General features: G+C 62.0%; 23 protein-coding genes and 1 pseudogene. 9 read left to right on the top strand and 15 right to left on the bottom strand.

All coding sequences use genetic code 11. From position 1 onward, the window contains the following. A partial coding sequence (locus tag AS156_RS36750) for an IS701 family transposase (RefSeq protein WP_066500704.1) occupies positions 1-1,103 on the bottom strand: 1,103 nt, incomplete at its 3' end. 1,041 nt (positions 1,104-2,144) lie between these two features. On the opposite strand from AS156_RS36750, the gene AS156_RS36745 reads away from it, so the two are divergent. After that, positions 2,145-2,885, top strand: a complete 741-nt coding sequence (locus AS156_RS36745) for a metallophosphoesterase family protein (RefSeq protein ID WP_066514727.1) — start codon at positions 2,145-2,147, stop codon at positions 2,883-2,885. 57 nt (positions 2,886-2,942) lie between these two features. Here AS156_RS36745 and AS156_RS36740 read toward each other — a convergent pair whose 3' ends face one another. Beyond that, positions 2,943-4,382 carry an undecaprenyl-phosphate glucose phosphotransferase gene (locus AS156_RS36740; RefSeq protein WP_066514729.1) on the bottom strand — a complete coding sequence of 480 codons (1,440 nt, stop codon included), beginning with the start codon at positions 4,380-4,382 and terminating at the stop codon, positions 2,943-2,945. A gap of 547 nt (positions 4,383-4,929) precedes the next feature. Here AS156_RS36740 and AS156_RS36735 point away from each other — a divergent pair. After that, positions 4,930-5,220, top strand: a complete 291-nt coding sequence (locus AS156_RS36735) for a hypothetical protein (RefSeq protein WP_136626615.1) — start codon at positions 4,930-4,932, stop codon at positions 5,218-5,220. A gap of 232 nt (positions 5,221-5,452) precedes the next feature. Here the strand turns inward: AS156_RS36735 and AS156_RS36730 are convergent, their stop codons facing one another. From AS156_RS36730 to AS156_RS43635, 4 genes are all read right to left on the bottom strand, one after another. Further along, the gene (locus AS156_RS36730; protein WP_430641838.1) at positions 5,453-6,466 is read right to left on the bottom strand and encodes an NAD-dependent epimerase; all 1,014 of its coding nucleotides are present in this window, start codon (positions 6,464-6,466) and stop codon (positions 5,453-5,455) included. A 230-nt stretch (positions 6,467-6,696) separates the two neighbouring features. Further along, a complete protein-coding gene (locus AS156_RS36725; protein WP_066514721.1) occupies positions 6,697-7,110 on the bottom strand; it encodes a hypothetical protein in 414 nt (137 codons plus the stop codon). A 58-nt stretch (positions 7,111-7,168) separates the two neighbouring features. Then, positions 7,169-7,477, bottom strand: coding sequence for a hypothetical protein (locus AS156_RS41565; protein ID WP_082747944.1), 309 nt, complete (start codon positions 7,475-7,477; stop codon positions 7,169-7,171). A 360-nt stretch (positions 7,478-7,837) separates the two neighbouring features. Then, on the bottom strand, positions 7,838-7,990 hold the full coding sequence (locus AS156_RS43635) for a hypothetical protein (protein WP_201456172.1): 153 nt from the start codon (positions 7,988-7,990) through the stop codon (positions 7,838-7,840). A 402-nt stretch (positions 7,991-8,392) separates the two neighbouring features. Between AS156_RS43635 and rfbA the strand changes: the two genes are divergently transcribed. From rfbA to AS156_RS36705, 3 genes are all read left to right on the top strand, one after another. Continuing rightward, positions 8,393-9,277 (top strand): glucose-1-phosphate thymidylyltransferase RfbA, encoded by an 885-nt coding sequence (gene rfbA, locus AS156_RS36715; protein WP_066514716.1) that lies wholly within the window; start codon positions 8,393-8,395, stop codon positions 9,275-9,277. Positions 9,278-9,295: 18 nt separating this feature from the next. Then, positions 9,296-10,396 (top strand): dTDP-glucose 4,6-dehydratase, encoded by a 1,101-nt coding sequence (gene rfbB / locus AS156_RS36710; RefSeq protein WP_066514714.1) that lies wholly within the window; start codon positions 9,296-9,298, stop codon positions 10,394-10,396. A 311-nt stretch (positions 10,397-10,707) separates the two neighbouring features. Beyond that, entirely contained in the window at positions 10,708-11,736 is a 1,029-nt protein-coding gene (locus tag AS156_RS36705; RefSeq protein WP_066514713.1) for a UDP-glucuronic acid decarboxylase family protein, read from the top strand. 176 nt (positions 11,737-11,912) lie between these two features. On the opposite strand, the gene AS156_RS43630 is transcribed toward AS156_RS36705, so the two are convergent. Next, on the bottom strand, positions 11,913-12,065 hold the full coding sequence (locus tag AS156_RS43630) for a hypothetical protein (protein ID WP_201456171.1): 153 nt from the start codon (positions 12,063-12,065) through the stop codon (positions 11,913-11,915). A gap of 235 nt (positions 12,066-12,300) precedes the next feature. Here AS156_RS43630 and ku point away from each other — a divergent pair, with 235 nt between their 5' ends. Both ku and AS156_RS36695 read left to right on the top strand, forming a co-directional pair. Further along, positions 12,301-13,266, top strand: coding sequence for a non-homologous end joining protein Ku (gene ku, locus AS156_RS36700; protein WP_066514711.1), 966 nt, complete (start codon positions 12,301-12,303; stop codon positions 13,264-13,266). A gap of 49 nt (positions 13,267-13,315) precedes the next feature. Further along, on the top strand, positions 13,316-13,549 hold the full coding sequence (locus AS156_RS36695; RefSeq protein ID WP_066514708.1) for a hypothetical protein: 234 nt from the start codon (positions 13,316-13,318) through the stop codon (positions 13,547-13,549). Positions 13,550-13,563: 14 nt separating this feature from the next. On the opposite strand, the gene AS156_RS36690 is transcribed toward AS156_RS36695, so the two are convergent. After that, complete coding sequence (locus AS156_RS36690) at positions 13,564-13,728, bottom strand: Flp family type IVb pilin (RefSeq protein ID WP_066514701.1); 165 nt, start codon at positions 13,726-13,728, stop codon at positions 13,564-13,566. A 322-nt stretch (positions 13,729-14,050) separates the two neighbouring features. Between AS156_RS36690 and AS156_RS36685 the strand changes: the two genes are divergently transcribed. Further along, on the top strand, positions 14,051-15,685 hold the full coding sequence (locus AS156_RS36685) for a thiamine pyrophosphate-requiring protein (protein WP_066514699.1): 1,635 nt from the start codon (positions 14,051-14,053) through the stop codon (positions 15,683-15,685). A 197-nt stretch (positions 15,686-15,882) separates the two neighbouring features. Here the strand turns inward: AS156_RS36685 and AS156_RS36680 are convergent, their stop codons facing one another. The 7 genes from AS156_RS36680 to AS156_RS36650 all read right to left on the bottom strand — a co-directional run bounded on the left by AS156_RS36680 (position 15,883) and on the right by AS156_RS36650 (position 25,197). Further along, the gene (locus AS156_RS36680; RefSeq protein ID WP_066514696.1) at positions 15,883-17,130 is read right to left on the bottom strand and encodes an ABC transporter substrate-binding protein; all 1,248 of its coding nucleotides are present in this window, start codon (positions 17,128-17,130) and stop codon (positions 15,883-15,885) included. Positions 17,131-17,273: 143 nt separating this feature from the next. Continuing rightward, positions 17,274-18,758, bottom strand: coding sequence for an ATP-binding cassette domain-containing protein (locus AS156_RS36675; RefSeq protein ID WP_066514694.1), 1,485 nt, complete (start codon positions 18,756-18,758; stop codon positions 17,274-17,276). After that, positions 18,758-19,684, bottom strand: coding sequence for a branched-chain amino acid ABC transporter permease (locus AS156_RS36670; protein WP_066514692.1), 927 nt, complete (start codon positions 19,682-19,684; stop codon positions 18,758-18,760). The genes AS156_RS36675 and AS156_RS36670 overlap by 1 nt, the downstream gene beginning before the upstream one ends. A 1-nt stretch (position 19,685) precedes the next feature. Further along, positions 19,686-20,561 carry a branched-chain amino acid ABC transporter permease gene (locus AS156_RS36665; protein WP_066514690.1) on the bottom strand — a complete coding sequence of 292 codons (876 nt, stop codon included), beginning with the start codon at positions 20,559-20,561 and terminating at the stop codon, positions 19,686-19,688. Between the two features lie 92 nt (positions 20,562-20,653). Beyond that, complete coding sequence (locus tag AS156_RS36660) at positions 20,654-21,877, bottom strand: ABC transporter substrate-binding protein (protein ID WP_066514688.1); 1,224 nt, start codon at positions 21,875-21,877, stop codon at positions 20,654-20,656. A gap of 1,016 nt (positions 21,878-22,893) precedes the next feature. Beyond that, positions 22,894-24,489: an MDR family MFS transporter gene (locus AS156_RS36655; RefSeq protein ID WP_066514686.1), complete on the bottom strand. Its 1,596-nt coding sequence runs from the start codon at positions 24,487-24,489 to the stop codon at positions 22,894-22,896. A gap of 159 nt (positions 24,490-24,648) precedes the next feature. Continuing rightward, a complete protein-coding gene (locus AS156_RS36650) occupies positions 24,649-25,197 on the bottom strand; it encodes a YcgN family cysteine cluster protein (RefSeq protein ID WP_066514684.1) in 549 nt (182 codons plus the stop codon). 276 nt (positions 25,198-25,473) lie between these two features. Between AS156_RS36650 and AS156_RS45390 the strand changes: the two are divergent. Continuing rightward, a pseudogene (locus AS156_RS45390) lies at positions 25,474-26,361 on the top strand (transglycosylase domain-containing protein); the annotation flags it as partial.

Here is a 26,361-nt window from a genome sequence, read left to right as displayed (position 1 = left end):
TGCCAGCCATGCCAGGATCTGCTCTCGTTGTGATCGAGCCCGAATTCGTTTTTCGCAGTTTCAAAGCTGTCTTCGATCGCCCATCGATGGCCTTCGACCGCGACCAGCGTTTCAATTGATGTTCCTGCCGGGCACCAGGTCGAGAAGAAGGCGAGGTCATCATCAGCGATACGACGCCGGATCAGCAGACCGCGTGTCCAAAGACCTTGATCGACGCTGTTGAATTCTTCGGCATCGAGATCGGCTAGTTCGAGATAACACCAATCGTGCAGCCGCGGTCCTTTGGTTCCGGCACCGGCCGACAGGCGCTTCCAGTCGGATGGGCGTCGCGTCCGGGCGAGTTCCGCAGCCGTCCCGGCGACCGGCGGTCGCTTGCCCCAGGATCGGAATACATGAGCGCTGTTGACCCCAAGCACGTAGCCCTTGCCGGCCCGACGCAATTGCTGTTCGAGGTCGCCAACACCGTAAACGGTATCGCCGGCAACCCAGTTGAATGGGACAGACGCCGCTATCGCCCGTGCGATCATTCTCGTCGCAAGCTTTGGCTTGGTCGCAAAACCGACGTCGGCAGGCACGTATGTGGCTTCCAGGCGATCTGGATCGTCGGTCCATTCCTTCGGAAGATATAATGCGCGATCGATGAACGCATGGCCATGACGCGAAACGTAGGTAGCGAACACGCCGATCTGGCAGTTCGTAATCTTGCCTGCCGAACCGGTGTATTGCCGCGCCACGCCGCACGACGCCTTCCCCTGTTTGAGAAAGCCGGTCTCGTCGATGACGAGGACCGCATCGTCGTCTGCCAAATGCTCCATCACATAGTCGCGGACAATATCGCGCAAGGCATCGGCATCCCAATCGCTGCGACCCAAGATCGCCTGTTGCCGCCAAGGACCAGGATCGCCAGCGGCCTCCGCGCGCATCCAACCGGTCTTGCGTTGCTCATCACCGAGCAGACCTTCCAGAAACAGGCCCGCGTTCCTCGCAACACGTTCTTGCCCGAACAGCGGACGTATCCGCTTCTTAACCTCCCGAAGCGACGCAGCCCACAACGCAAGCGTCTCTTCAACTGACGCTGCCTGCGCCCACAATCTTCGAATCATGGTTGCCCATGGATTCAGAAACTCTCAGAAAACACAACTGTAATGCTAGGCCGAATCCAACGGCGCGTGCATCAGTCGGGGAGAGCGACGCTATCGCCGGCGTCGCGGTCGTCCATACCGGCGTCCAGGCGCGAGCAATGCTGCTTGATTGAAGGCGCCGGGTGCCGATGGCCTACGGACGCGATTGAGACAATTCCCAGGCGTCACGCGACATCCCGCGCTCCAATTCTTCCGAACGGCGGACGAGCGGTTGGCTGTGGGTCGATGCGCGCCACGGCCCCGGAAAGCCCGAACCGCTTTGCGAGGACATATAGCGCCCATACATCGTGTGGTGCGCACGACGCTTGCGCGAGCGCTGCGCGCGCGTCGCGTAACCAAGGGCGAATCCGAGCAGGAAAGACGCCACCAAGATCAAGACTGGAATCATGTTTGATGTCCGGTGCAGCTCATCGATATTTTCATTTCCGGGTTACGACGTCACCATAATTCCCGCCTCGGACAATCGTTCGCCCTCTCAAATTTTTGTGCAGGGCAACACAGTGCAGATGATCAGTTCAGACAACGAGCCAAGTCGCACGATCGGTCGCAAACTCGCCAAATTTCGAACGATCTGTACAACGCCCGAAATGCGGCGCGGCACAAAGCTCCACGCACCAACGCGCATGGGACTCCGTGCTGCAAGCAGCGACAATCTGCGACCTGCGGGCGCTTGCGCTGACTCCCTAGTAAGACTATGCAGGTCAAGGTCGCATGCGGAACTCAGACGCTCGGCGGGCATAACGCAATAGGATGACGATCGAAATCATGCCAAGCTTGGCTTGCGCCTCGACCTCTTCAACGACGGCTTGTGCCTGCTCGGCCAAGCGTGCAGGCGCGCGTATGCGAATTTCACGTCGCACCGCTCGAGTTGGTCTGAGCGCGTCCACTCCCACGATGTCGCGTCTCGATCGCTTCCGCGCTTGATTTGCGAGACCGCGCTCGCGGCAAGGGCGCATCAGAGCTAACATGTTCCGATCCTTTAGCGAGAGTCCCCGCCGTCAGATGTTGTCACCGCGCCGATCTCATCCGTCGAAGCACAGGCCGAGGCTGCCGGAGGGGGTACGGATCTACGCGATGTCGGATATTCACGGCTGCGCTCATTTGCTGAAGCAGATGCTGCGGGTGATCGACGCCGACGTTGCACGTAGCCGTCCGCGCTATGCCATCGAAGTGTACATGGGCGACTACGTCGATCGTGGCCCGGACTCGCGAGCGACCCTCGATATCCTGATCAACCGAAGCCGCCGCGGCAACACGGTCTTCCTGAAGGGAAACCACGAAGTGTTTCTCGGCAACGTCCTGCGCAATCCGTCGCTGCTGCCCGAATGGCTCCACGTCGGCGGACTGTACACCATGATGTCCTATGGATTGGCGCCCTCCTCCGCTCCGGGCGAAGAGGAGCGCCACGCCCTGGTGCGGGATCTGGCGCGCGCGATGCCGCGCCAGCATCTGGAGTTTCTCGACAAGTTGCGCCTGACGTTCGTCTGCGGCGACTTCTTCTTCGTTCACGCCGGCGTCCGCCCCGGCGTGGCGCTTGCCGAGCAGCAGGAGACGGACCTGCTCTGGATCCGCGAGGAATTCCTGCAAAGCAAGCAGAACTTCGGCAAATACATCGTGCACGGCCACACGCCGGTGCAGACGCCAGAGCTGCTGCAAAACCGCGCGAACATCGACACCGGCGCCTTTGCGACCGGCAATCTCACCCTGTTGACAATCCAGGGCACCAGCATGCTCGCCGTCTAAGGCCGCCGCTCGCGGCAAGGGCATCCCGGCCCTCGCCGAAGCAGCATGGCGATGGCCTCAATAGGCTTCCTGGTACATCAGCGCGGTCGCGGTCCGGATGATGATGCGGATATCGAGCCAGATGCTCCAGTTGCTCACATACCAGACATCGTACTCGACGCGCTTTTCCATCAGATCGATTGTCGGGGTCTCGCCGCGGAAGCCGTTGACCTGGGCCCAGCCGGTCAGGCCGGGCTTCATGTGGTGCCGATAGACGTATTTGCTGATCAGCTGATCATAGTAATTGTCGTGAGCCAGCGCGTGCGGACGCGGCCCGACCAGCGACATCTCCCCGCGCAGCACGTTCCAGAGCTGCGGCAACTCGTCGATACTGGTCTTGCGCAGGAAGCGCCCGACCCGCGTCACTCGCTTGTCCTGCTTGGTGGCCTGCGTGACGGCGGAGCCGTTCTCGGTCACGGTCATGCTGCGGAATTTCCAGATCTGGAACGGCTTGCCATTGAAACCGCGGCGCGACTGCCGGAAGATGATCGGACCGGCAGTATCGAGCTTGACGAGCAGCGCGGCTGTCAGGATCAGCGGCGCCAGCATCAGCAGCGCAAAGGACGCGAGCCCGACGTCGAGGCAGCGCTTCTGGACACGCTCGAACACGGACAGCGGCGGCCGCTGGATTTCAATCGCGACGGTCCCGCTGACCGGCAGGAACGGCCGCGATACGAGGTCGGCGATCGGAAAATCCGGCAACAGGCGGATCGGCTGCGGAACCACCCGGAGATGCTGGCTCAGCTTCTGCAGCATCGGCAGCTCATTCCAGTCGATCGCTACCAGATATTCGTCGACGTCGGCGGCGCGCGATTGCCGGATGACATCGGAAATCTGCTCGCTCCAGGCCGCGTCGTCCTGATCCGGACCGACGCTGAGCACGAAATGGCGCACAACGTCGAAACCGTGCTTGCGAAGATCCTTGAAACGATTCGACGTGAAATCGAGCGAACGCAGGCTGAGCAGGATGACCTTGCGGTCGATCAGCCGCTCCTTGGCGAATGATGACGACAGACAATAGCGCCACATCACACGGTGGGTGACGAGCCCGACCGCCCCGATCACCGTGAACAGGATGATCGTGCCGCGAGACAGGTTCGCGGTCGACTTGAGCAGGAACGCCGCGACGGCCAGCGTCGTCAGCGCGAACAGCCAGGTGAACACGACCTTGCGTGATTGCCAAAGCGTATTAAGCAACCGGTGGTTGTCATAGGCGCCCTGAAAATAAGCGGCCACGACGAACACGATGCCGACGATCAGGCCGGCGCCGAGCGAATTGTCCGGATCGGTCGGCGAGTTCATGAACTCGCGATAGAGCGCGCTCGCCGCCATGTAGCTGAGCAGGATGAGCAGGAAGTCGCCGCCGATGACGAAAAGCTGAAACGGTCTCTGCAATGACGTGCCGCGGTTCGACGTCAGTATGCGGAGTCCATCGGAGCCATACGTTGTTGCAGACATCTCGAACCTCATCATCGCTTCAACGGCCGCGCGCCGCGTGAAAGAAAATGGACAAAGCCAACAAATGTCGCAGGGAAGACTCGAACACTGCGAAACGATCTAACGCCAAAAGCTTGCCTGGGAAGTTCGGGTTCGCGCGAACGCCAGCGGAAGTTGTTTACTAAACGAAGCGATATTGTGGCACCGCATCAAGAAAATCAATTTCGTTTTTCGCATTGCAAAAATATGACGTGCACTTCGATCACCGCATGATGCACGAACAATCAATTCGTGATGCGCGATTGTTCAACGCGTGTGGAACCTCTGCGCCATCAGCATTTGCGCAACGAAGCGACTGATTGCACGACTTGACGTCACGCAGCTGAGACTTCCTTGAGCAACGCACCGCTGCTCGCAGCAGCGCGCACAAAACAAGTCCGTTGATTCCTTTTCCCGGACACGTGGCTCGTTCCGCACACAACCTTGACGTCAGAACAATTCGATCGCGGCGCTTAAACCAATCTTAGCTCGCGATCGTTAGCGAATGCGGCGCTGAGGAGTAACGAATGTGATTACATTGGCGATTTGCTGTCTTTTGTTTGGTTTGGCCATGGGCATCCGGTTCAGGTTTTTCATTCTCCTGCCGGTTCTGTTCCTGGGCGTGCTGCTCGTCGTCGCGCTCTCGATCGGACAGTGGCTGTCCCTGGGAGAGGCGCTGTCTATCACCGCCGTGTTCGCCGGCTGCCTGCAGGTCGGATATTTGATCGGCGCCGTGCTCAAGCACATGGTCGGCCCCGCGCTGGTCATCGACCGGGAGGCACCGCTGGTGGTTCGCAGTTCCGTTGAGCGCCAAATGTGACGTCTTGCGACCGAAACGCGGCGAAAGCTGGCGCAATTCTCGACACAAGAGCGGTCGCCACCCGATCATCGGCACACCTTGATCTGTAATTGAAGAGCGAGAGCTCCAGATGGAACTCACGCTTCGCGGCAGATCGAAAACTATTGCCGACCGCCTTCCGGCCCTTCGCCGTCAGCTTGCAACCAGAACAGGCGCAACGCCGGTAATGATCAGGGGTTTCCGAGCACCGTCGTCAGACGCGATAATAGGCGCGATACCAGGCGACGAATGTCTCGATCCCCTGCTCGATCGCGACCCGCGGCCGGAAGCCGACGTCGCGCACGAGGTCATCGACGTCGGCAAACGTCTCGAGCACGTCGCCCGGCTGCATCGGCAACAGGTTCTTCTGCGCGACCCGACCGAACCCCTTCTCGAGCAGCGCCACCACATGCATCAGGTCTTCCGGCTTGCTATTGCCGACATTGTAGATGCGCCACGGCGCCTTGCTTGTGCTCGGATCCGGCGCTGCGCCGGACCAGCTCGGGTCGCCTTGCGGCACGCGATCGGTGATCCGGACGATTGCTTCGACGACATCATCGATATAGGTGAAATCGCGGCGCATCTTGCCGTGATTGAACAGGTTGATCGGCTGGCCCGTCGTGATCGCCTTGGCGAACAGATAGAGCGCCATGTCCGGCCGATACCATGGCCCATACACCGTGAAGAAGCGAAGACCGGTGGCCGGGAGCCCATAGAGATGGCTGTAGGAATGCGCCAGCAGCTCGTTGGCCTTCTTGGTCGCCGCATACAGGCTCACCGGATGGTCGACATTGTCGTGCACCGAGAACGGCATCTTGGTGTTGGCGCCATAGACCGACGACGACGACGCGAACACGAGATGCCGGCAGTCGTTTCTGCGGCAGCCCTCCAGCACGTTGACGAAGCCTTCCAGATTGGAATCGGCATAAGCGTGTGGATTCTGCAGCGAGTAACGTACGCCGGCCTGGGCGGCCAGGTGCACCACGGCCGGAAAGCGATTCTGCGCAAACAGCGCCTGCATTCCTGCTCGATCGGCCAGATCGAGCTTCTGGAAGGTGAAATTGGGACGCGCTTTGAGTTGATCGAGCCGCGCCAGCTTCAGCGCCGGATCGTAATAATCATTGAGATTGTCGATACCGACGACCGACTTGCCGTCATCCAGCAGGCGCTGCGCAAGGTGAAAGCCGATGAAGCCCGCACAACCTGTCACTAGCAAATTGGTCACAATCGACTTCCCACTAATGCTGCCGGAGGCCCTCGCGCCCGGATGATATCGCTTGGGGGCGAACAGGCGATGCGCCTCGGGGCGCTGATTTCACCGGGGTCGAAGCCCAGTTCGCCCAAACGGACGCCATTCCTATCGATATTGCGTGGAGAATCAAGCATGAAGGGCCGTGATCGGCCCCAAGAACCAGGACAAGGATCACCGCGTCACTTGGGAAAAGCGATGGCTTGCCGTTAGCCGACGACCGGGGCCTTGTAGTTCGGAAAGCGGCTCAGCACCGCTGCTTTCATGAACTTGAAATGAGCGATCTCGCTCGCGAGCTCCTTCAGCCGGCGCTGCCCGTTGGCGATCTCGGTCGTGAACAGGTCCTGATGGTGATTGTCGAGCTCTTCGCGCTCCAGATATTCGTCGGTGCCGTTGCCGAATGTCACGGCAGCGCGCGCCAGCACGTCGTCGACCCGGCGGCTCAGGCCGGACTGCTCGCTTTCGGCCGCATGCAACGCGGTCTCGATCGCAGCCATGATCGAATCGATCCGGGCCCGGTCGGTCTCGGCGTCGCGCTCCGGCGAGCGCGCCCTGAACCCGTCGTCACCCAGGCGGCTCTTGATGTAGTTTTGCGCCCGGGAGCGCAAGAACAGCTGAAACATCCGCGTTTGTCCGATTCAGACGCAATCAGGAGACGATCCTATCCAAAATCGCCCTGTCTTAGTTAAGAAAGGGTAAATCGCGACCGCGCGCGTTACGCGTGTTCTCTCTCCATTGCAACCAGGCACGATCGTGCTTGTTGTACAGTTCGAGCCAACGCTGCGCCGGCTGGCTCCCCGGTCGGCCGCCCGCGTCCCACAGTACATGTCCCGTGCCATGCAGGCTCGACTGGTGATCGAGGCGCTCGAATTCAAAGGTCTCCTCGAAGGTAAGACCGATCAGGACGCGCCGGCCATCTTCATCGATGAAGTAGCGACGCGGCGAATTATTCCCGAGATCAGTCATCTTACCTGAGCCCGCTTTCGACATGAACTCGCTCTGCGATCGAAGAAGCCCGCGACTGCACAAGCACCGGCATGGCTAGAATGCCCGGCGAGCGTGACCGAATGTCGTGGAAGGCGGCCTTGATCTGTCGGACGTGTGCATGCGTCGCTTGTGCGATCGCCGGGCGCGCATCGCGTATCCGGCGAGAAAGCCTGCAGAGAACGTCATCAACAAGATCAGACCACCAAGCATGTCCGTCGTCCCAATTCACCTGCTTCGTATCTACAGTCCGAAGTTGTGACCACATCATGATTCAGCGCGCCGAAAGATTGTTCATCTGCTGAATTTTTTGTGCAGCCCAACGATGTAGAATTGATCAAGCACGCGCACGCAGTTCCTGCTCCTTCACGAGAAAAACCACAGCGCAAATTTCAGGAACATCGTGCTCAGCAGATAGATCCATCCCGTCATCGCCAACAGGACCAATCCGACGAAGACGCCGACAACGCTTTTCTCTTTCAACTGCGTGAGCACAGGAAATTTGAATCTATAAAGCATATATCCGGCTCGCCCCGCACTTGACGAATAGACCTACTCGTCAAATTCGATAATCTCATGACGTGGCATCGTATGATCACCCGGCACCGTGCACATGCAGGGCGATTGCGCATTCACAATTGCGCGCGCAGCTAAGTTGTATTCTAATTGCGCAACAACCTGGCCCGCAGCGGTGCTTTTTTTCGTTTCGCGACATTTGCGCGAAGGCCGTTTCGGGATGGGCGCTTCGCACCACGCCGCGCCGTCGGACACAATCGGCACGGCGTGTTCGCCGGATCGGGTCGAGGCTCCCGCAAGTCCCTGCACAGGCGCGACAAATTCGGCCGACTGCCCCGTACCACGGACAAAATCTGTGCTAGAGCTTGGGCGGGCAACCCTCAGATCTGGCGGGGCGTAGGTGCGATGAAGGGGATTATTCTTGCGGGCGGAACCGGCACACGGCTCTATCCGGTGACGACGGTGGTCTCCAAGCAGTTATTACCGGTCTTCGACAAGCCGATGATCTATTATCCCTTATCGACGCTGATGCTCGCGGGGATCAAGGATATCCTGATCATCAACACGCCGGACGATCAGCACCTCTTCCAACGGCTGCTCGGTAACGGCCACGACATCGGACTCAGATTCTCCTACGCGATCCAGCAGCAGCCGCGGGGTCTCGCCGACGCCTTCCTGGTCGGACGCGATTTCGTCGGCGGCGACAATGTCGCACTGATCCTCGGCGACAATATCTTCTACGGTCACGGGCTGGCCGACAAGCTGAAGCGAGCCGGCACCAGGACCAGCGGCGCGACGATCTTCGGCTACACGGTCGGTGCACCGCAAAGTTATGGCGTCGTCGAGCTGGATTCGCGGGGACGACCTATCTCGATCGAGGAAAAGCCGGCGCAGCCGAAGTCGGATGTCGCGGTGACCGGCCTCTATTTCTACGACAACGCGGTCCTCGACATCGCGGCCTCGATGAAGCCGTCGGCGCGGGGCGAGCTCGAGATCACCGATATCAATCGCGCCTACATGGAACGCGGCGAACTCGCCGTCGAGATGCTTCACCGCGGCTTCGCCTGGCTCGATACCGGCACGCATTCGTCGCTGGTCGAGGCCAGCCATTTCGTCCAGATTCTCGAACAGCGGCAGGGCTTACGGATTGCGTGCATCGAGGAGATTGCGCTGCGGATGGGAAATATCACACTCGAGCAGTTCCACAGCCTCGCGCAGCGCTCGGCGAGGAGCAGCTACGGCGAATATCTGCTCTCGGTGTACCACAGCTTCACAAAGTCGCAGCGCTAGCCACCGTATGTTTCAGGCATGAGCCAGAACCGATCAACCATCTTCGTGACCGGGGGCGCCGGCTTCATCGGCTCCGCTGTCATCAGGCATTTGCTCGACACTACCGGCGTTTCGATCGTCAACATCGACAAGCTGACCTATGCATCGAGCCTGGATTCGATTCCGCAGGCGGCGGGGCAATCGGCCCGCTATGCGCTTGCCACGACCGATATCTGCGACGGCGACGCGCTGCGCGCGCTGTTCGTGCAATACAGGCCGCAAGGCGTGATCCATCTGGCGGCCGAGAGCCACGTCGACCGCTCGATCGACGGTCCTCAGGATTTTATCAAGACCAACATCACCGGCACGTTCACGCTGCTGCAGGAGACGCTCCGCCATTGGCGCGCCTTGACGCCGTCGGAGCGCAACTCGTTCCGGCTGCTGCACGTTTCGACCGACGAGGTGTTCGGCTCGCTCGGCCCGGACGGCGCCTTCACCGAGCGGAGCCCCTACGCACCGAACTCGCCCTACTCCGCAAGCAAGGCCGCGTCGGATCATCTGGTCCGCGCCTGGTGCGAAACCTACGAACTGCCTTGCCTGATCTCGAACTGCTCGAACAATTACGGGCCGTATCAGTTTCCGGAGAAGCTGATTCCGCACATGATCATCAAGGCGCTCACCGAGGAGCCCCTTCCGGTCTATGGCGACGGCTGCAATGTACGCGACTGGCTCTATGTCGAGGACCATGCCCGCGCGCTGCACACGATCCTCCAGCATGGCAAGGTCGGCGAGACCTACAATGTCGGTGGCCGCAACGAACGCACCAATCTCGACGTCGTCGAAAATCTTTGTCTGCTGCTCGACCGGCTGCAACCGTCAAATCATGGCGAACGCAAGCGGCTGATCACGTTCGTAACCGATCGCCCCGGCCATGATCGCCGCTACGCGATCGATGCGTCGAAACTGGAACGCGAGCTTGGCTGGACCGCGCAGGAAAATTTCGACAGCGGGCTCGACAAGACCGTCCGCTGGTATCTGGCGAACAAGCCGTGGTGGCAGTCGATCCAGGACTCCGGCTACGACGCCAAACGGCGGGGACTTGCCGATCCGGCGTCACCAGATCGGAAGCGCGTCAACTAGGCTCGCTGCCGCTTCACCCTGCATCGAAGGTGTGGAGCGAGCTCATTTTAGTCGCACGTACGCATACGACACGCGCAACCGCAGGCGCGATGCGGCAGACGTTCAGCAAGTTCCAATTTCACATCCTCGCGGCCACGCGACAAACTAACCTTAACTTTGACACGTTCTTCGCATTCCTCACATGATCAGGCGTCGACAGTCGAGACGTTGAACTGGGTTGAGCAGTCGACATAGTTCGGTTCAGAGCGGGAATATCCGGTAGGTTTTGCGAAACGCTGCCCGGATCAACTGTAGCAATGTAGGGGAAGGTCATGCCTTACAGTCTGGCCGAACGGATCCTAGTGACTGGCGGCTCGGGGTTTCTTGGCTCGCACCTCTGCGAGCGCCTGCTTGCAAACGGCGCGGAAGTCCTTTGCGTCGACAATTTCTTCACCGGGACACGAAGCAACGTCGAGCATCTTCTCGATCATCACCGCTTCGAGCTGCTGCGTCATGACGTGACGTTCCCGCTCTATGTCGAAGTCGACCAGATCTACAATCTGGCCTGCCCGGCTTCGCCCGTGCATTACCAGCACGATCCGGTTCAGACCACCAAGACCAGTGTGATCGGCGCTATCAACATGCTCGGGCTGGCCAAGCGGCTCCGAGTGAAGATCCTGCAGGCCTCGACCTCCGAGATTTATGGCGATCCCACGACGCATCCTCAAACAGAAGAGTATTGGGGCAACGTCAACCCGATCGGGCCTCGGTCATGCTACGACGAGGGAAAGCGCTGCGCCGAAACCCTGTTCTTCGATTATCGGCGCCAACATGGCATGCCGATCAAGGTTGCGCGCATCTTCAATACCTATGGACCGCGCATGCATCCGAACGACGGTCGCGTGGTTTCGAATTTCATCGTCCAGGCGCTGCGCGGGAACGACATCACAATTTATGGCGACGGCCTGCAAAGCCGAGCCTTCTGCTACGTCGACGATCTGATCGATGGCCTGGTGCGCCTGATGCAGTCGCCCGATGAGGTCACCGGCCCCTTGAATCTCGGGAATCCCCACGAGATGACAATGCGCGAACTCGCGGAACTGACGATCGAACTGACCGGATCTCGCTCGAAAATCGTCCATCGCCCGCTTCCGCAGGACGATCCACGGCAACGCCAGCCTGACATTTCGCGCGCCAATGCCTTGCTCGGATGGACGCCACAGACCCCGCTCCGTCAAGGCCTTGCACGAACGATCGCCTATTTCGAGGGAATGCTCACTGAATCCGAGGGCCGGGTCTCTCACGCTCTCTCGGCGCGGCGGCAAACACGCACCCAGGGCTTTACGGTTCCGGCAAGGTAAGATTTCCGGTATCTCGACGAGGCGCACTGGATGCGCTTCATGCCAAACGCAACGCGGCACGATCGCGCGATCGTGTTCGCATGGGAGATGACCAGCCCTCCCTCGAAGCGCCGGAGCTCAAGGTTCCAGCCCCGTAAGGCGCTCGGCCATTGGACCAGCAATCGACCAAACGGACACTACACGCGGAAGAACGCGAACCAGATGGCGCCAAGGATCAACACCGCAAGCCCCGTCGAGGCCGTCAGAAGCGCAAGAACCGAAGGGCCCGCCTCGGCCTGGCGCGCTTCGGTCGAGGTTTCGACGATCTGGCCGTGTCGTTCTGTTGCCATGGCAATCTCTCTGCTTAAGTGCCTGTAATGTCCGACGATTGCTGCCCCTTCGGACAAGCCAACGCATGATGCAAAGCGATGTTCCGAGCCAATCGCGCAGGGCTCAAACCGGCAAGGCAACCGGCGCCGAAACCCTGGTTAACGGCGTTCGGAGATTCAGCAGGTCGCGGCGTTTCAAACCGGGACCGCAAATGGTATCGTTACGCTTTCGTCGGTTGCGTAATCGGAGTTTCCCATGGCCCCTCGCGCCAATTGGAAAGGCTTCCTGCGCCTTTCGCTTGTGACCTGCCCGGTTGCGCTGTACCCGGCGACGTCGGACACCGAAAAGGTCTCCTTCAACCAGATCAACCGCAAGACCGGCCACCGGATCAAATACGCCAAGGTCGACGCGGAGACCGGTGAGGAAGTGTCCTCCGACGACATCATGAAGGGCTACAAGGTCGACACCGAGACTTACATCGAAATCACCAAGGACGAGCTCGACGACATTGCGCTGGAGTCCACCCGCACCATCGAGATCGACGAATTCGTGCCGCGGAGCGAGATCGACAGCCGCTATCTGATCCGGCCCTATTATCTCGTTCCCGACGGCAAGGTCGGCCATGACGCCTTCGCGGTGATCCGCGAGACCATCCGCAGCCTCAACAAGGTCGCGATTGGCCGCGTGGTCCTGACCAACCGCGAACATATCATCGCGCTCGAGCCGCTCGACAACGGGCTGATGGGGACGTTGCTGCGCTACCCCTACGAGGTGCGCAGCGAGAAGGAATATTTCGACGACATCCAGGATGTGAAGATCACCAAGGACATGCTCGACCTCGCCAAGCATATCGTCGAGCAGAAGTCCGCCGACTTCGATCCGGAAGAGTTCGAGGATCGCTACGAGCAGGCGCTGATCGACCTGATCAACCAGAAGCGCAACGGCATCAAGGTCGAGAAGCCGGCGCAGAAATCCGGCGGCAACGTCATCAACCTGATGGACGCGCTGAAGAAGAGCCTCGCCAACGAGAAGCAGGCTCCCCCTGCCGCCAAGGCAAAGGGCAAGAAGCCGAAGAAGCGCATCGAGGGCCAGCGCGAGATGCTGCTGCCGATCTCTGGCAGCGGCAAGCGCGAACCGAAGGAAGTCGCCAAGCCCGAGCCGAAGAAGGCGGAGAAGCCGGTGCGCGCGCAAGGCACGGCGCGGTCGAAGAAGGCCGGCTGATCGGGCGTTCGCCGCACCAGCCAGATGATCCCGATCCGCAGCGCCTGACATGCCGTGGTCGACGCCCTTCGACGAGCCGATCACGCTGCGCCGGGGCGGCAGCCTCGTGACGCTGCAGCAGGCCGCCGACTACATCATGAAACTGCCCGAAGATGCCCAGCAGGAGACGCGCTGGCAGGTCGCCGTCGAGCATTTGATCAACGGGGCGGAAACCGGCGGCGGCTGGCTGATGTTCGCGCGGATCGCGATGCTGCGCGCATTGAACGGAGACGGCGGCAACTGAAGCCGCTTGCAGTGTTACTTCAGCGCGGTGCTCATCGCCACGAAGCGGCTGCTCAGATTGGCGCCGATGCCACCGACGGCGGCGACGATCACGATGCTGATACCGCCCGCGATCATTGCGTATTCGATCGCCGTCGCTCCGGCCTCATTGCGCAAAAATCTTGCCAGCAACGAACGCATTGAAAACTCCTGTCGGCACCCGCGGATAGTCTCCCGCGCCGTCAAAATACGCCAGCTACACTATGCCACAATGGTTGACGGTGGATTGACAGACAGGATGAACGATCGCTTAAAGGTTGCACGGAATTTCGCGACCAGTTCGGCTTGCATCACTCCATCGACCGGAAGCCGCCTGCGACCGCCATTACCCGCAAACGCATATCAGGACTACCCGGCGTGGGCGCGGGGCGCGCTTTACCAGCCCGGAGAATCCTGTTCCTTTATGGCACGGGACGACAACGAGGCCGGATGAAACCGGCCACATTCGAAGGGAGAGACCGTCATGAAGCTCGGCACCGCGATCGCGGAAATCATGAAGCGCGAGGGTATCGAGATCCTCACGGGCTATCCGGTCAACCACCTGATCGAATACGCGGCAAATGCCGACATCCGCCCGGTGATGGTGCGCCAGGAGCGCATCGGCGTGCACATGGCGGACGCGATCTCCCGCGTCACCTCCGGCGAGCGGATCGGCGCCTTCTGCATGCAGCACGGCCCCGGCGCCGAGAACGCAATGGGCGGCGTCGCGCAGTGCTACGGCGAGTCCGTGCCGGTTCTGGTGCTGCCGATGGGCTATGCGCGCAGGCTCGCCAATATCGACCCGAACTTCAACTCAAGCCAGGCGATGAAGGCGTTTTCGAAATCGTCCGAGCCGATCAACATCGCCGCGGAGGTCTGCAACATCTTCCGCCGCGCCTTCACCAAGCTGAAGAACGGCCGCGGCGGGCCTGTCATCGTCGAGATCCCCGCCGACATGTGGAACGAGGAGGTGCCGGAGCCCCTGAACTACACGCCGGTGCTGCGCACGCGCTACGGCGCCGATCCTGTTCACATCAGGGAGGCGGCCGCCCTGCTCGTCAACGCCAAGCGCCCGGTGATCTATGCCGGCCAGGGCGTGCACTATGCCAAGGCCTGGCCGCAGCTGAAGCGGCTCGCCGAGCGGCTCGCGATCCCCGTCACGTCAAGCCTCGGCGGCAAATCGTCCTTCCCCGAGACGCATCCGCTGTCGCTCGGCTCCGGCGGCCTCGCCGTGCCGCGCGCGGTGCCGAAATTCCTAGGGGAAGCCGACGTGATCTTCGGCATCGGCTGCTCCTTCACCGAGACGTCGTTCGGGATCGCGATGCCGAAGGGCAAGACCATCATCCATTCGACGCTCGATCCGAACCACATCAACAAGGATGTCGAGGCCAAGATCGGCCTCGTCGGCGACGCCGGTCTCGTGCTCGACGCGCTGCTCGCGGAGATCGGCAAGACCGTGACCTCGGACCGCGATGCCGGCGCGGTCGCCGCGGAGATTGCCGCAAGCCACAAGGAATGGCTCGCGAAGTGGATGCCGAAGCTCACCCACAACGCGGCCCCGCTCAATCCCTACCGCGTGCTGTGGGACCTGCAGCACACCGTCGACATCCACAACACCATCATCACCCACGACGCCGGCAGCCCGCGCGACCAGCTCTCGCCGTTCTGGAAGTCAGTCGAGCCGCTGTCCTATATCGGCTGGGGCAAGACCACGCAGCTCGGCTACGGCCTGGGGCTCGCGATGGGCGCCAAGCTGGCAAAACCCGACAAGCTCTGCATCAATGTCTGGGGCGACGCCGCGATCGGCTTCACCGGCATGGATTTCGAGACCGCGGTGCGCGAGCGCATCCCGATCATGTCGATCCTGCTCAACAATTTCTCGATGGCGATCGAGTTGAAGGTGATGCCGATCTCGACCGAGAAATATCGCTCGACCGACATCTCCGGCGACTACGCCGCGATGGCGCGCGCCTTCGGCGGCTATGGCGAGCGCGTGACCAAGCCGGAAGACATCATCCCAGCGATCAAGCGCGGCATCCAGAAGACGAAGGAAGGCGTGCCGGTGCTGCTGGAGTTCATCACCAGCAAGGAGACCGAGGTGTCGCGGCCGGGGACGTGAAGTCGGCCGGAACGGTGGTAGGCTCCCTCGCCCCGCTCTTGCGGGGAGAGGGTTGGGGTGAAGGGCTGCCTCCGCGTATACGGCGATAGATGCGCTCGTGGAGACTCCCCCTCACCCGGATCGCATCTTGCGATGCGATCCGACCTCTCCCCGCACGCGGGGCCAGGTGAAGCGGAGCACGCCGCGCATGGTCCCCGCTACTGCGACAGTTTCACGAAATCCGGAAACTTCAGCTTGCCCTCGGCGATCGCCTTCGGCCAGACCGTGATCTGCTTGCCGCTCTGCCACTGGAAGACGAGGCCGGTCACTGCACCGGGACCTGACTTGATGCCGTGGGTGAACTCGTCGTTCTTGCCGTAGAACTGGATCTTGCCGATCGTGCCTTCGAAGTCGGTCTTCTCGAGCTCGGCGACCATGTTGTCCGGATCGGTCGAGCCGGCGCGCTGGATCGCTTCCGCGATGATGTAGACTTCGTCATAGGCGGTGTAGCCGGTGTAGGCCGGCGGCGTGCCGTACTTCGCCTTGAAGGCCGCCGCGAACGGCTTGGTCTTTGACGTCACCGCGACGTCGGGTGTCGCCACCGCGAGCGACGGCACGCCCTCGGCCGCGCCGTTGGTATCGCCCCAGAATGTCGGGCTCAGCGCCTGCGCGCTGATGCCGAACATCGGGATCGGCACCTGCTGGTTCTTCCACTGCACCGTCGGCTGCACACCGACATGGGAGATGCCGGTCACGATCACGTCGGGCTTTGCGGCTTCCATCTTGTTGAAGATCGGCGTGAAGTCGGTGGTGTCGGGCGAGAAGCGGATATGCTCGACCACCTTCAGGCCGGCCTTCGGCAGGCAGGCCTCATAACCCTCGTCGAGCGGCTTGGTCCAGGCCGCATCCTCGCTCATGATCGCCGCGGACTTGAACTTGAGCTGGTCGACCAGGAGGTCCTTGGCGGCGTCGCAGACGAGCTGCGCCTGCGCCGCCGAGGTCAGGTAGCCGTGGAACGTGTACTTGTTCTTCTCGTAGTCCTTGTGAATGGCCTTGGTGATCTCGTTCGACGCGGCGCCGGGCGTGATCAGCGGCATCTTCAGCCGCGCTGCCCACGGCTCGAGCGCCAGCACCACCTCGCTGATATAGCTCGCGATCACGGCGGAGACCTTGTCCTCGCTGACCGCGCGCTGGAAGGCGCGTACCGAATCCGCCGACGAGCTCTTGTTGTCGTAGGTCACGATCTCGATCTTGCGGCCCATCACGCCGCCCTTGGCGTTGATCTCGTCGGCCGCGATCTGCGCGCCGCCCGGCGTCGCCGCACCCGCGATCGACTGCACCTCGGCGATCACGCCGATCTTGATCGGATCCTTGGACTGCGCATAGGCAGGTGCCGCGAGGCAAAGCGCGAGCGCTGAGGCGAGCGGCAACAGGCTCGCGCGAACGCTGACCGAATATCGTGACATGTATGATCTCCCTTTCTTTGCTTTATTTTTGTCAATGAGGTTCCAAAGCACGATGAGATCAGGTTGAATCGCCATCGCGCTTTAGCTTCTTGTTCGAGCATGATCTTTTCGGAAAAACGCTTCACACTTTTCCGGATCATGCTCTAGAGAAAGTCGGCGCCGGCCTCCGCGGCGAACCGGCCGGGATCGCCTTCCCACACGATCCGCGCGTGCTCCAGCACATAGACGCGGTCGGCATGGGGAAGCGCGAAGGTCACGTTCTGCTCGCCGAGCAGCACCGTGATCTTGGTGGTCTGGCGCAGCCTCTCCAGCGCCTTCGACAGCAGCTCGAGGATGACGGGGGCAAGGCCCAATGTCGGCTCGTCCAGGATCAGGATCTGCGGCTGCATCATCAGCGCGCGGCCGATCGCCAGCATCTGCTGCTCGCCGCCGGAGAGCGTCTGCGCCATCTGACCCTGCCGCTCTTTCAGGATCGGGAACAGCTCGAACAGCCAGGCGAGCTGCTTTGCCCGCGCATCGTCGGTGAGATGCTGGCCGCCGAGGTCGAGGTTTTCACGCACCGTCATCTCGCCGAACAGCTCGCGGGATTCCGGGCATTGCACCAGCCCCGAGCGGGCGATCTTCGCCGGCCCCATGCCGCGCAGCTTCTCGCCACCGCGGATGATGTCGCCCGTATAGGGCAGGAAGCCCGAGATGGTGTTGAACAGCGTGGTCTTGCCGGCGCCGTTGAGGCCGACGACGGAGACGAACTCGCCCTCATGGATGTGGATCGAGACGTTCTCCAGCGCCTGCGCCTTGCCGTAATGCACGCTGACATTATCGACCTGCAGCAACGGCACCTTGTCCTTGAAGCTGGTCTCCGGCCGCGCGTGGGTTTCGATCGCGCCGCCGAGATAGACGCGCCGCACGGTCTCGTTCTTCATCACGTCCTCGGCGCGGCCGGTCGTGATCTCCTCGCCGAGATACATCGCGAGCACGCGGTCGACCAATGCGGCGACACTCTTGACGTTGTGATCGACCAGCATCACCGCGCGTCCCTCGTCGCGGAAGCTGCGGATCAACTGGGAGAAGCCGCCCACCTCGGCGCTGGTCAGTCCGGCAAAGGGCTCGTCGACCAGCACGACCTTCGGATCGCGCGCAATTGCCTTCGCAAGCTCGAGACGGCGCAGGTCCGCGAACGGCAAAGTCGGCGGCCGGCGATCCATCACCGCGCCGAGGCCGACCCGATCGGCGATCCATTTGGCGCGCTCGATAAGCGCCTTGTCGGGGAACAGCATGAACAGGCTGTCGGGCAGCAGCGCGACCATGATGTTCTCGAGCACGGTCTGCCGGTTCAGCGGCCGCGAGTGCTGGAACACCATGCCGAAGCCCTTGCGCGCGATCTTGTGCGAAGGCATGCCGGCGACGTTCTCGCCCTCGAAGATCACCTCGCCCGCAGTGGGACGCTCGATGCCCATCACGCTCTTCATCGCCGTCGATTTGCCCGAGCCGTTCGGCCCGATCAGACCGAGGATCTCGCCGGGGCGCAGATCGAAGCTCAGGTTCTTCACGGCCGTGAGGCCGCCGAACCGCTTGGTCAGGCCGCGGACGGTGAGCGTGGGAGCAGTAGTGGTCACAGTCTGATCCATTACGAACGCGCCTCGCGTGACAAGGCCGCTCCAAGGAAACCGCCGGGGAAGAACAGCACGACGAGCAATGCGACCGCCGAGACGATGAAGGTCGCGAGCTCGCCGGTCGGCCGCAGGAATTCGCCGGCAACAATCAGGAAGATCGCGCCCAGCGCCGCACCGAGCACGGTACGCCGGCCACCGAGCACGGCAGAGACGATCACGTTCACGCCGACGGCGACGTCAACCACGGTGCCGACCGAGGCGGTGCCGAAGTAGAACACCAGCAGCGCCCCCGACAGTCCCGAGAAGAACGCGCTGACGATGAACGCCGCAAGCTTGTGCTTGACGATGTTGAAGCCGAGCGCGCCGGCCTGCACCGGGTCCTGCCCGCTGGCCTGCAGCACCAGCCCGATCGGCGATTGCGACAGGCCGTACAGGATGGCCGCGCTTGTTGTCATGAAGCCGAGCGCGATCCAGTAGTTCGCACCGGCGTTGATGGTGATGACATCGGGAATGGTGAGCCCGATCTCGCCGCCGGTGAGATCGGCGAACACCACGACGAAGTTCTGCAGCATCAGGACCGCAACCAGCGTGGTCAGGCCGAAATACGGTCCCCTCACCCGCAGCGCCGGCAGCGCCAGCACGAGACCCGCGACCACCGAGGCCAGCGCGCCGAGCAGGATGCAGAGATAGACCGACCAGCCGAACTGGTTGTTGAGGATGCCGGCGGTATAAGCCCCGGTGCCGATCAGGAAGGTCGGACCAAAATTGACCTCGCCAGCGAAGCCGAACAACAGGTCCCAGGCCATCGCGAACACGCCGAAATAGAAGGCGACGGTCAGAAGTCCGAGGACGTAGCCCGAGACGTATAACGGCAGCGTGGCGGCGACCACCACGCAGACCAGCGAAATGAAGAACAGGCGCGACGTGAAGAACCCGGCCATGTCAGCGCCTCCCCAACAGGCCTTGAGGCCGGATATACATCACGATAACGAGCAGCAGCAGCGCCGGGATGGTGCGATAGGCCGGCGAGACCAGGTAAGCCGTGATGGTTTCGAGATAGCCGACGACGAAGGCCGCGATCAGCGAGCCCGAGACGCTGCCGAGGCCGCCGAGCACCACGATCGAAAATGCGCTCGCGGTCAGCGGCCCGACACTGTAGGAGCTGACCCCTAAGAACATGCCGAGCAGCACGCCGGCGATGCCGGCCAGGATGCCGTAGATCGCCCACACCACGAGATAAATCTGCGTGAGCTCGAGCCCGAGCAGCGTGACGCCGCGCGGATTCATCGAGGCCGCCAGCACCGCCTTGCCGGTCCGGGTGCGATTCACCAGCAGCCACAGCAGGCCGATCACGAGGCAGCAGACGAGCGCGGTGAAGATATTGTTGCGCGGCGTGCGGTTGCCGAAGATATCGACGACGCCCTCGACGATCGGCAGCACCGTCTTGGCGTTGTTGGTGAAGAAGTAGGCAATCAGCTCCTGGATCATGATCCCCCACAGCAAAGTGCCGGTGAGGACGAAGATTTCCTTCTCCTCATTGGGAATCCGCCTGGAATTCTGGATCGGCTTCACGACCACGAAATAGGTCGCGAATGACACGATCAGGGCCACGCCGACGCCAACCAGCGCGCCGGAATAGGTGTCGAGGTGCAGCACGCTGGCCGCGGCCCAGGCCGCAACCGCCGCAGCCACCATGATGGCTCCGTGAGAGAGATTGAGAACGCCCGAGACACCGAAGATCAGAGTGAAGCCGGTAGCGCCGAGTGCGTAGAGAGCACTGATGGCAAAGCCATCGATCAGGATTTGTAACGCAAGCATCTATAACTGGCCACGGCAGCAGAGCTGCCTGTTGTGGAGGACATCGTGAGTGAACTGCTCCCGGGAAAGGCCCGGGAGCATGTTATCGTCGGCTAGTTCGAAGTCACCTTGATGAAGCTAGGGAACTTCAGCTCGCTCTTGGCGACCTCCTTGGGCCAGACCGCGACTTGCTTGCCGCCCTGCCACTGCAGCATCAGCCCGGTGATCAGGCCCTTGCCATACTTGATTGAGTGGGTGAACGGATCGTCCTTGCCGTAGAACTGGACGCGTCCGATCGTGCCTTCCCAATCGGTCTTCTCAAGCGCGGCGACCATCTTGTCGGCATCGACCGAACCGGCACGCTTCACGGCATCAGCGATGTAATAGACCTCGTCATAGGCGGTGTAGCCGGCGTAGGACGGATAGTTGCCGTAACGTTCCTTGAAGCCTTCCGCGAACGGCACCGACTTCGGCGTCACCGCAACGTTCGGCCCCGACACGCCCTGATACAGCACGCCTTCCGCGGCGTCGTTGGTGTCCTTGCCGAAGGTCTCGTTGGTTGCCTGCGAGGAGATGCCGAACATCGGGATCGGCACCTGCTGGTTCTTCCACTGCACCGTCGGCTGCACGCCGACATGCGAGATGCCGGTGATGATCACGTCGGGCTTGGAGCCTTCGATCTTGTTGAAGATCGGCGTGAAGTCGGTGGTGTCGGGCGAGAAGCGGATATGGTCGACGACCTTGAGGCCGATCTTCGGCAGGCACTCCTCGTAGCCGACGTCGAGCGGCTTGGTCCAGGCGGCGTCCTCGCTCATGATGACCGCGGTCTTCATGTGCTTCTGGTCGACCAGGAGATCCTTGGCGGCGTCGCAGACCGACAGCGCCAACGCCGCCGAGGTCAGGTAGCCGTGGAAGGTGTACTTGTTCTTCTCGTAGTCGGCGTGGACGCTCTTGCTGATCTCGTTGGAGGCCGCACCGGGCGTGACGAACGGCGTCTTCAGGCGCGAGGCCCACGGCTCGAGCGCGAGCACCACTTCACTGATGTAGCTCGAGATGACCACATTGACCTTGTCCTCGTTGACGGCGCGCTGAAATGCGCGCACCGAATCCGCCGAGGACGAGTGGTTGTCGTAGCTGACGATCTCGATCTTGCGGCCGTCGATGCCGCCCTTGGCGTTGATCTCGTCGGCGGCCATCTGAGCCGCCTGCGGGATCGACGCGCCGGCGATCGCCTGCGCCTCGGCTATCACGCCAATCTTGAGGGTGTCAGCGGCCAGCGCTCCGGTGGGAGCCGCCGCGACCAGCCCCAATGCTGCCACTCCGGCGAGTTGCTGCATTGCACGAAAAGGTACGCGGGATGGTCTGCTCACTCTGTTTCACTCCTCTTTTGTCGGCTGGTTTCAGCTCTTGGGCCGCGACTATAGCCGCGACAAAACGTGCAGCAAGCGAAACTGCATGCAGATCGCTATGCAGGAACGACAACTAAAGTAGTGGGTCGCGGTTCGCGGCATTAACGATTGCACTCGCTCTAGGCAACGCGCCCGAAGTTTGCCCGAGGGAATTGCAGCGCGGACTGCGGATGACGAAAAATGAGGGAATAAACGGCGCTCCCTTGGCACTGAGTTGCCCGACGGCGCAAGAGGCTGCGTGAAAAATATTTCTGTTTATCAGAAGATCAACTCGGTGTATGAATTGTGCGTCTCACCCGCTTGAGGGGCGCGTCGCGATCGTCACGAGTGTTGCGGTGAGATGCGGTGGACGCGGATTGCGTGGTCGACGAACACGCGTGAAGCGGACGGCGAAGTCGTGCAGGCCTGACGCCCTAGTGGCAGGTGTCCTCTTTCAAGGCGCTGTTGCGTCTTGAAAGGGCGGTGACAAAAGAGCCCAGTCTCACCGGGGAGAGTACGTATAAGCCGTAAACCATTGCGCAGGGAAAGCCGGGATTGCTCCGGTTACACCTGTGGTCCTACCCCCTATGCTTTTTTCATTGCACAGGGCCCATGGGTGCGATCGGCACCCGGCTTTCCCTGCGCCCTCTGTTCTCAGAGCGGCGAAGATGGCAGCAAACCTCGGACACATCGTGCCGCGAGAATGCGGGACTATGGCTCACCGGCCGTGCAACACACTCGCTGTCGTCCCTGCGAAAGCAGGGATCCATAACCACAAATGGTCATTGCTGAGCAAAGCTGGAACAACGAGTCCCATCCAAAACCTCCGCCGCGGAGTATGGGTCCCTGCTTTCGCAGGGACGACGCGTGGAGAGGGTACGCACAGAAGACGAGCGAAGAGCTTGGCACCGTGACGAAACCATCCCGAGCTTCCCGGAATGGCACTCGCTAACGACCCGAACGCCCTACTCCGCCATCTCGACCGCCGGCCGCGTGGCGGGGCCGGCGAGCGGGCGCTCTTCCATCGTGATCATGCAGATGGAAGCGGTGGTGAGCAGCACGGCAGCTGCCCCGAACACGTAGCGGAAGGCGGTGATCATGTCGGCGATCGGGATCGCGCTCACGACGCCCGCACCCGCGGCATGATGCTCGCCCGCAAGCGAGATGTCGGGCCCCAGCGTCATCAGCAGGATCGCCGCGAAAGCGGCAACCGTAAACGACGCCATCAGCGCGCGGAAGAAGTTCATCGCGCCGGTGACGGTGCCGACCTGCGCGCGCGCCACCGAGTTCTGCAGCGAGACGACGCTGACCGGGAATGTGGTGCCGAGCCCGAGCGCGAACACGCTCATCACGACCAGCAAGCCCCACAGCGGCAACGTCGTCACGGCCATCACGACGGCGCCGACCGCAGCGACCGAGGTGCCGACGATCGCAACGCGCTTGTAGTGCTTGGCCTTCGCCATGGTGCGTCCGGCGATCGCCGCGCCGCAGGTCGAGATCGCGGCAAGCGGGATCAGCGCAAGGCCGGCCTCGCTGGCGCTGAGGTGATATACCACCTCGTAATAGAGCGGAAGGTGCACGGTCAGGCCGACCATGGCGCCGAGCGCGCAGCCGCCCGCGCCCATTGCGAAGGGCACGACCGAGCCGCCGAGCAGCGACAGCGGCAGGAACGGCTCATCGGCGCGGCGCGCATGCCAGACGAAGGCGCCGGCGAGCGCGATCGAGGCGCCGAACATCGCGGTGATCGTGGGCGACAGCCAGGAGAAGCGGGTGCCGCCCCAGGTCAGCACCAGCATGAAGACGACGGCCGAGGCCATCAGCAGGATGCCGCCGAGCCAGTCGACCTCACGCTTGCGGTGGAACACCGGGATCCTGCTCATCTTCGGCAGCAGCAGCGCGAGCGCAGCCGCCGCGAGCGGCAGGTTGATCCAGAAGATCATCGACCAGTGCAGATGTTCGGCGAACACGCCGCCGACCACCGGCCCGAGAATGCCGCCGGCCATCCACACGCTGGAGAAATAGGCCTGGTACCGGCCGCGTTCGCGCGGGGTCACCACGTCGGAGATCACGGTCTGGACGACCGGCATGATGCCGCCGCCGCCGAGCCCTTGCAGGCCGCGGGCGAGGATCAGCGTGGTCATATCAGGCGCGATTGCGCACAGCACCGAGCCGACCACGAACAGGCTCAGCGAGGTGATGATCATGACCCGGCGGCCATAGATGTCGCTCAAGGTGCCGAACACCGGCGCCACGGCGGTGGACGCCAGCAGATACGCGGTGATGACCCAGGAGAGATTGGTGACATCGTGAAACTGGCGGCCGATGGTCGGCAGCGCGGTGGCGACGATGGTCTGGTCGAGCGCCGCAAGAAACATCGTCAGCATCAGGCTGATGACGATGGTGCGGACTTCGTCGTGATTGAGCGCGACCGGCGGCGCGATGGACGGCGCTTCGCTGAGTTCGATTACCTCGCTCGGAAGATGGGAGAGCTCTTCGGCAATGTCGTCAGGCAATGTCTGCTGGTCGGCAGGAAAACGGCTCTGCCGTTCATACTTGTTCATTTGAGGCGTATAATCGCTGCGCGGACCGGGCCCGCGATGGAATCATTCTGTCGTCTGCAATTTACGCAGCAATTCGTTGCTGAGGCAGGCACCCCGGCGCATGGGTGCATCCCGTGGGGACATCTTCGCAATGACGTGATCGAAGCGGACGTGATGCCGTCACGCTTTGGACGTCTTGCATGCGGGTTTGGTCGGAATCCTGGGCCGCTTCTTCAGCCGCGCCCGCTTCGGCAGCAGCACGGGCCAGCGCACGATGTGATCCTCGAGATCGGCATCGTTGACGTCGATCTCGGTGCCCTGCACCCGGCCGCGCACCGAGACCCCGGCTTCATGAACGGTGTTGGGATCGCCGGAGACCAGCGGGTGCCACCAGTAGAGGTCCCGCCCCTCGGCCACGAGGCGATAGGCGCAGCTCGGCGGCAGCCAGTTCAGGGTGCGAACGTTCTCGGGCGTCAGGCGGACGCAATCCGGAACCTGGTCGGACCGGTTCGGATAGTCCTTGCAGGCGCACAGCCCGGCATCGAGCAGCTTGCAGGAGATATGGGTGAAGTAGATCTTGCCCGTGTCCTCGTCCTCGAGCTTCTCCAGGCAGCAGCGTGCGCAGCCGTCACACAGGCTTTCCCATTCGGCGTTGGACATCTCCTCCAACGTCTTGGTTTTCCAGAACAATCCCTCCTGGTCGGACGGGCGCTTGGGCGGTGCGGTCATGATTCCCTGAAAATGCCGATGCGGCTCTTCTTGGGGTGTCGCCGGAGCCTACGCAAGGGGGTGGTTTTGCGGGGTCGCAAAAGGCGGTGGGCGGCGTTAGTCCTTTCATTAAATTCACAAGCCGCGCCATTGGTTTATGGCAGCCGCTCGGATAGAACTGCCGTCGAGTCCCCAATGACGCAAAAGCGCCTTGGGTTTGCCGCAACATCCAAGCAAGACGCTCGTCGGTGCCCTCGTGGGGCGCTTGCAGCGCTGTCGAACTGATCAAGGGCCCCGGTGCGCCAGATCCTACCGCCGCATTGGAAGCAGAACGTCCGGAACTTCTTCCTGGACCTCGATGCGCGCATCGACTCGACGCTGTTCTCGTCGGGCAAGGGGTTGCGCGAGCTCTACGAGCGCTATTCCACCTTCATGGATCGCTTCTATGTCGGTCGCTGGAAGCGCTGGGTCTTCATCGAGCCGCTGTCGGAAGCCGCGACCATCGGGCTCGCCGGCATGGTGCTGATGCTGGCGCTCGCGATCCCCGCCTTCCGTGAGACCGCCGACGAGGACTGGCTGAAGAAATCCGACCTCGCGGTGACCTTCCTCGACCGCTACGGCAACCCGATCGGCAGCCGCGGCATCAAGCATAATGACTCGATCCCGCTGGAGGACTTTCCGGACAATCTGATCAAGGCGACGCTCGCGACCGAAGACCGCCGCTTCTACGACCATTTCGGCATCGACGTTCCCGGCCTCGCCCGCGCGCTCGTCACCAACGCGCAGGCCGGCGGCGTCCGCCAGGGCGGTTCGTCGATCACCCAGCAGCTCGCCAAGAACCTGTTCCTGAACAACGAGCGCACCATCGAGCGCAAGGTGAAGGAAGCCTTCCTCGCGATCTGGCTCGAGACGCGCCTCACCAAGAACGAGATCCTGAAGCTCTATCTCGACCGCGCCTATATGGGCGGCGGCACCTTCGGCGTCGACGGCGCGGCGCACTTCTACTTCAACAAGTCGGTGCGCGACGTGAACCTCGCGGAAGCGGCGATGCTCGCCGGCCTGTTCAAGGCGCCGACCAAATACGCCCCGCACATCAACCTGCCGGCGGCGCGCGCCCGCGCCAACGTCGTGCTCGACAACCTCGTCGATGCCGGCTTCATGACCGAGGGCCAGGTGTTCGGCGCC

The sequence above is a fragment of the Bradyrhizobium macuxiense genome, assembly GCF_001542415.1.
Lineage (GTDB): Bacteria > Pseudomonadota > Alphaproteobacteria > Rhizobiales > Xanthobacteraceae > Bradyrhizobium > Bradyrhizobium macuxiense.
The sequence above is the reverse complement of the archived record's forward strand: the minus strand, read 5'-3'. Positions and strand labels throughout refer to the sequence as shown.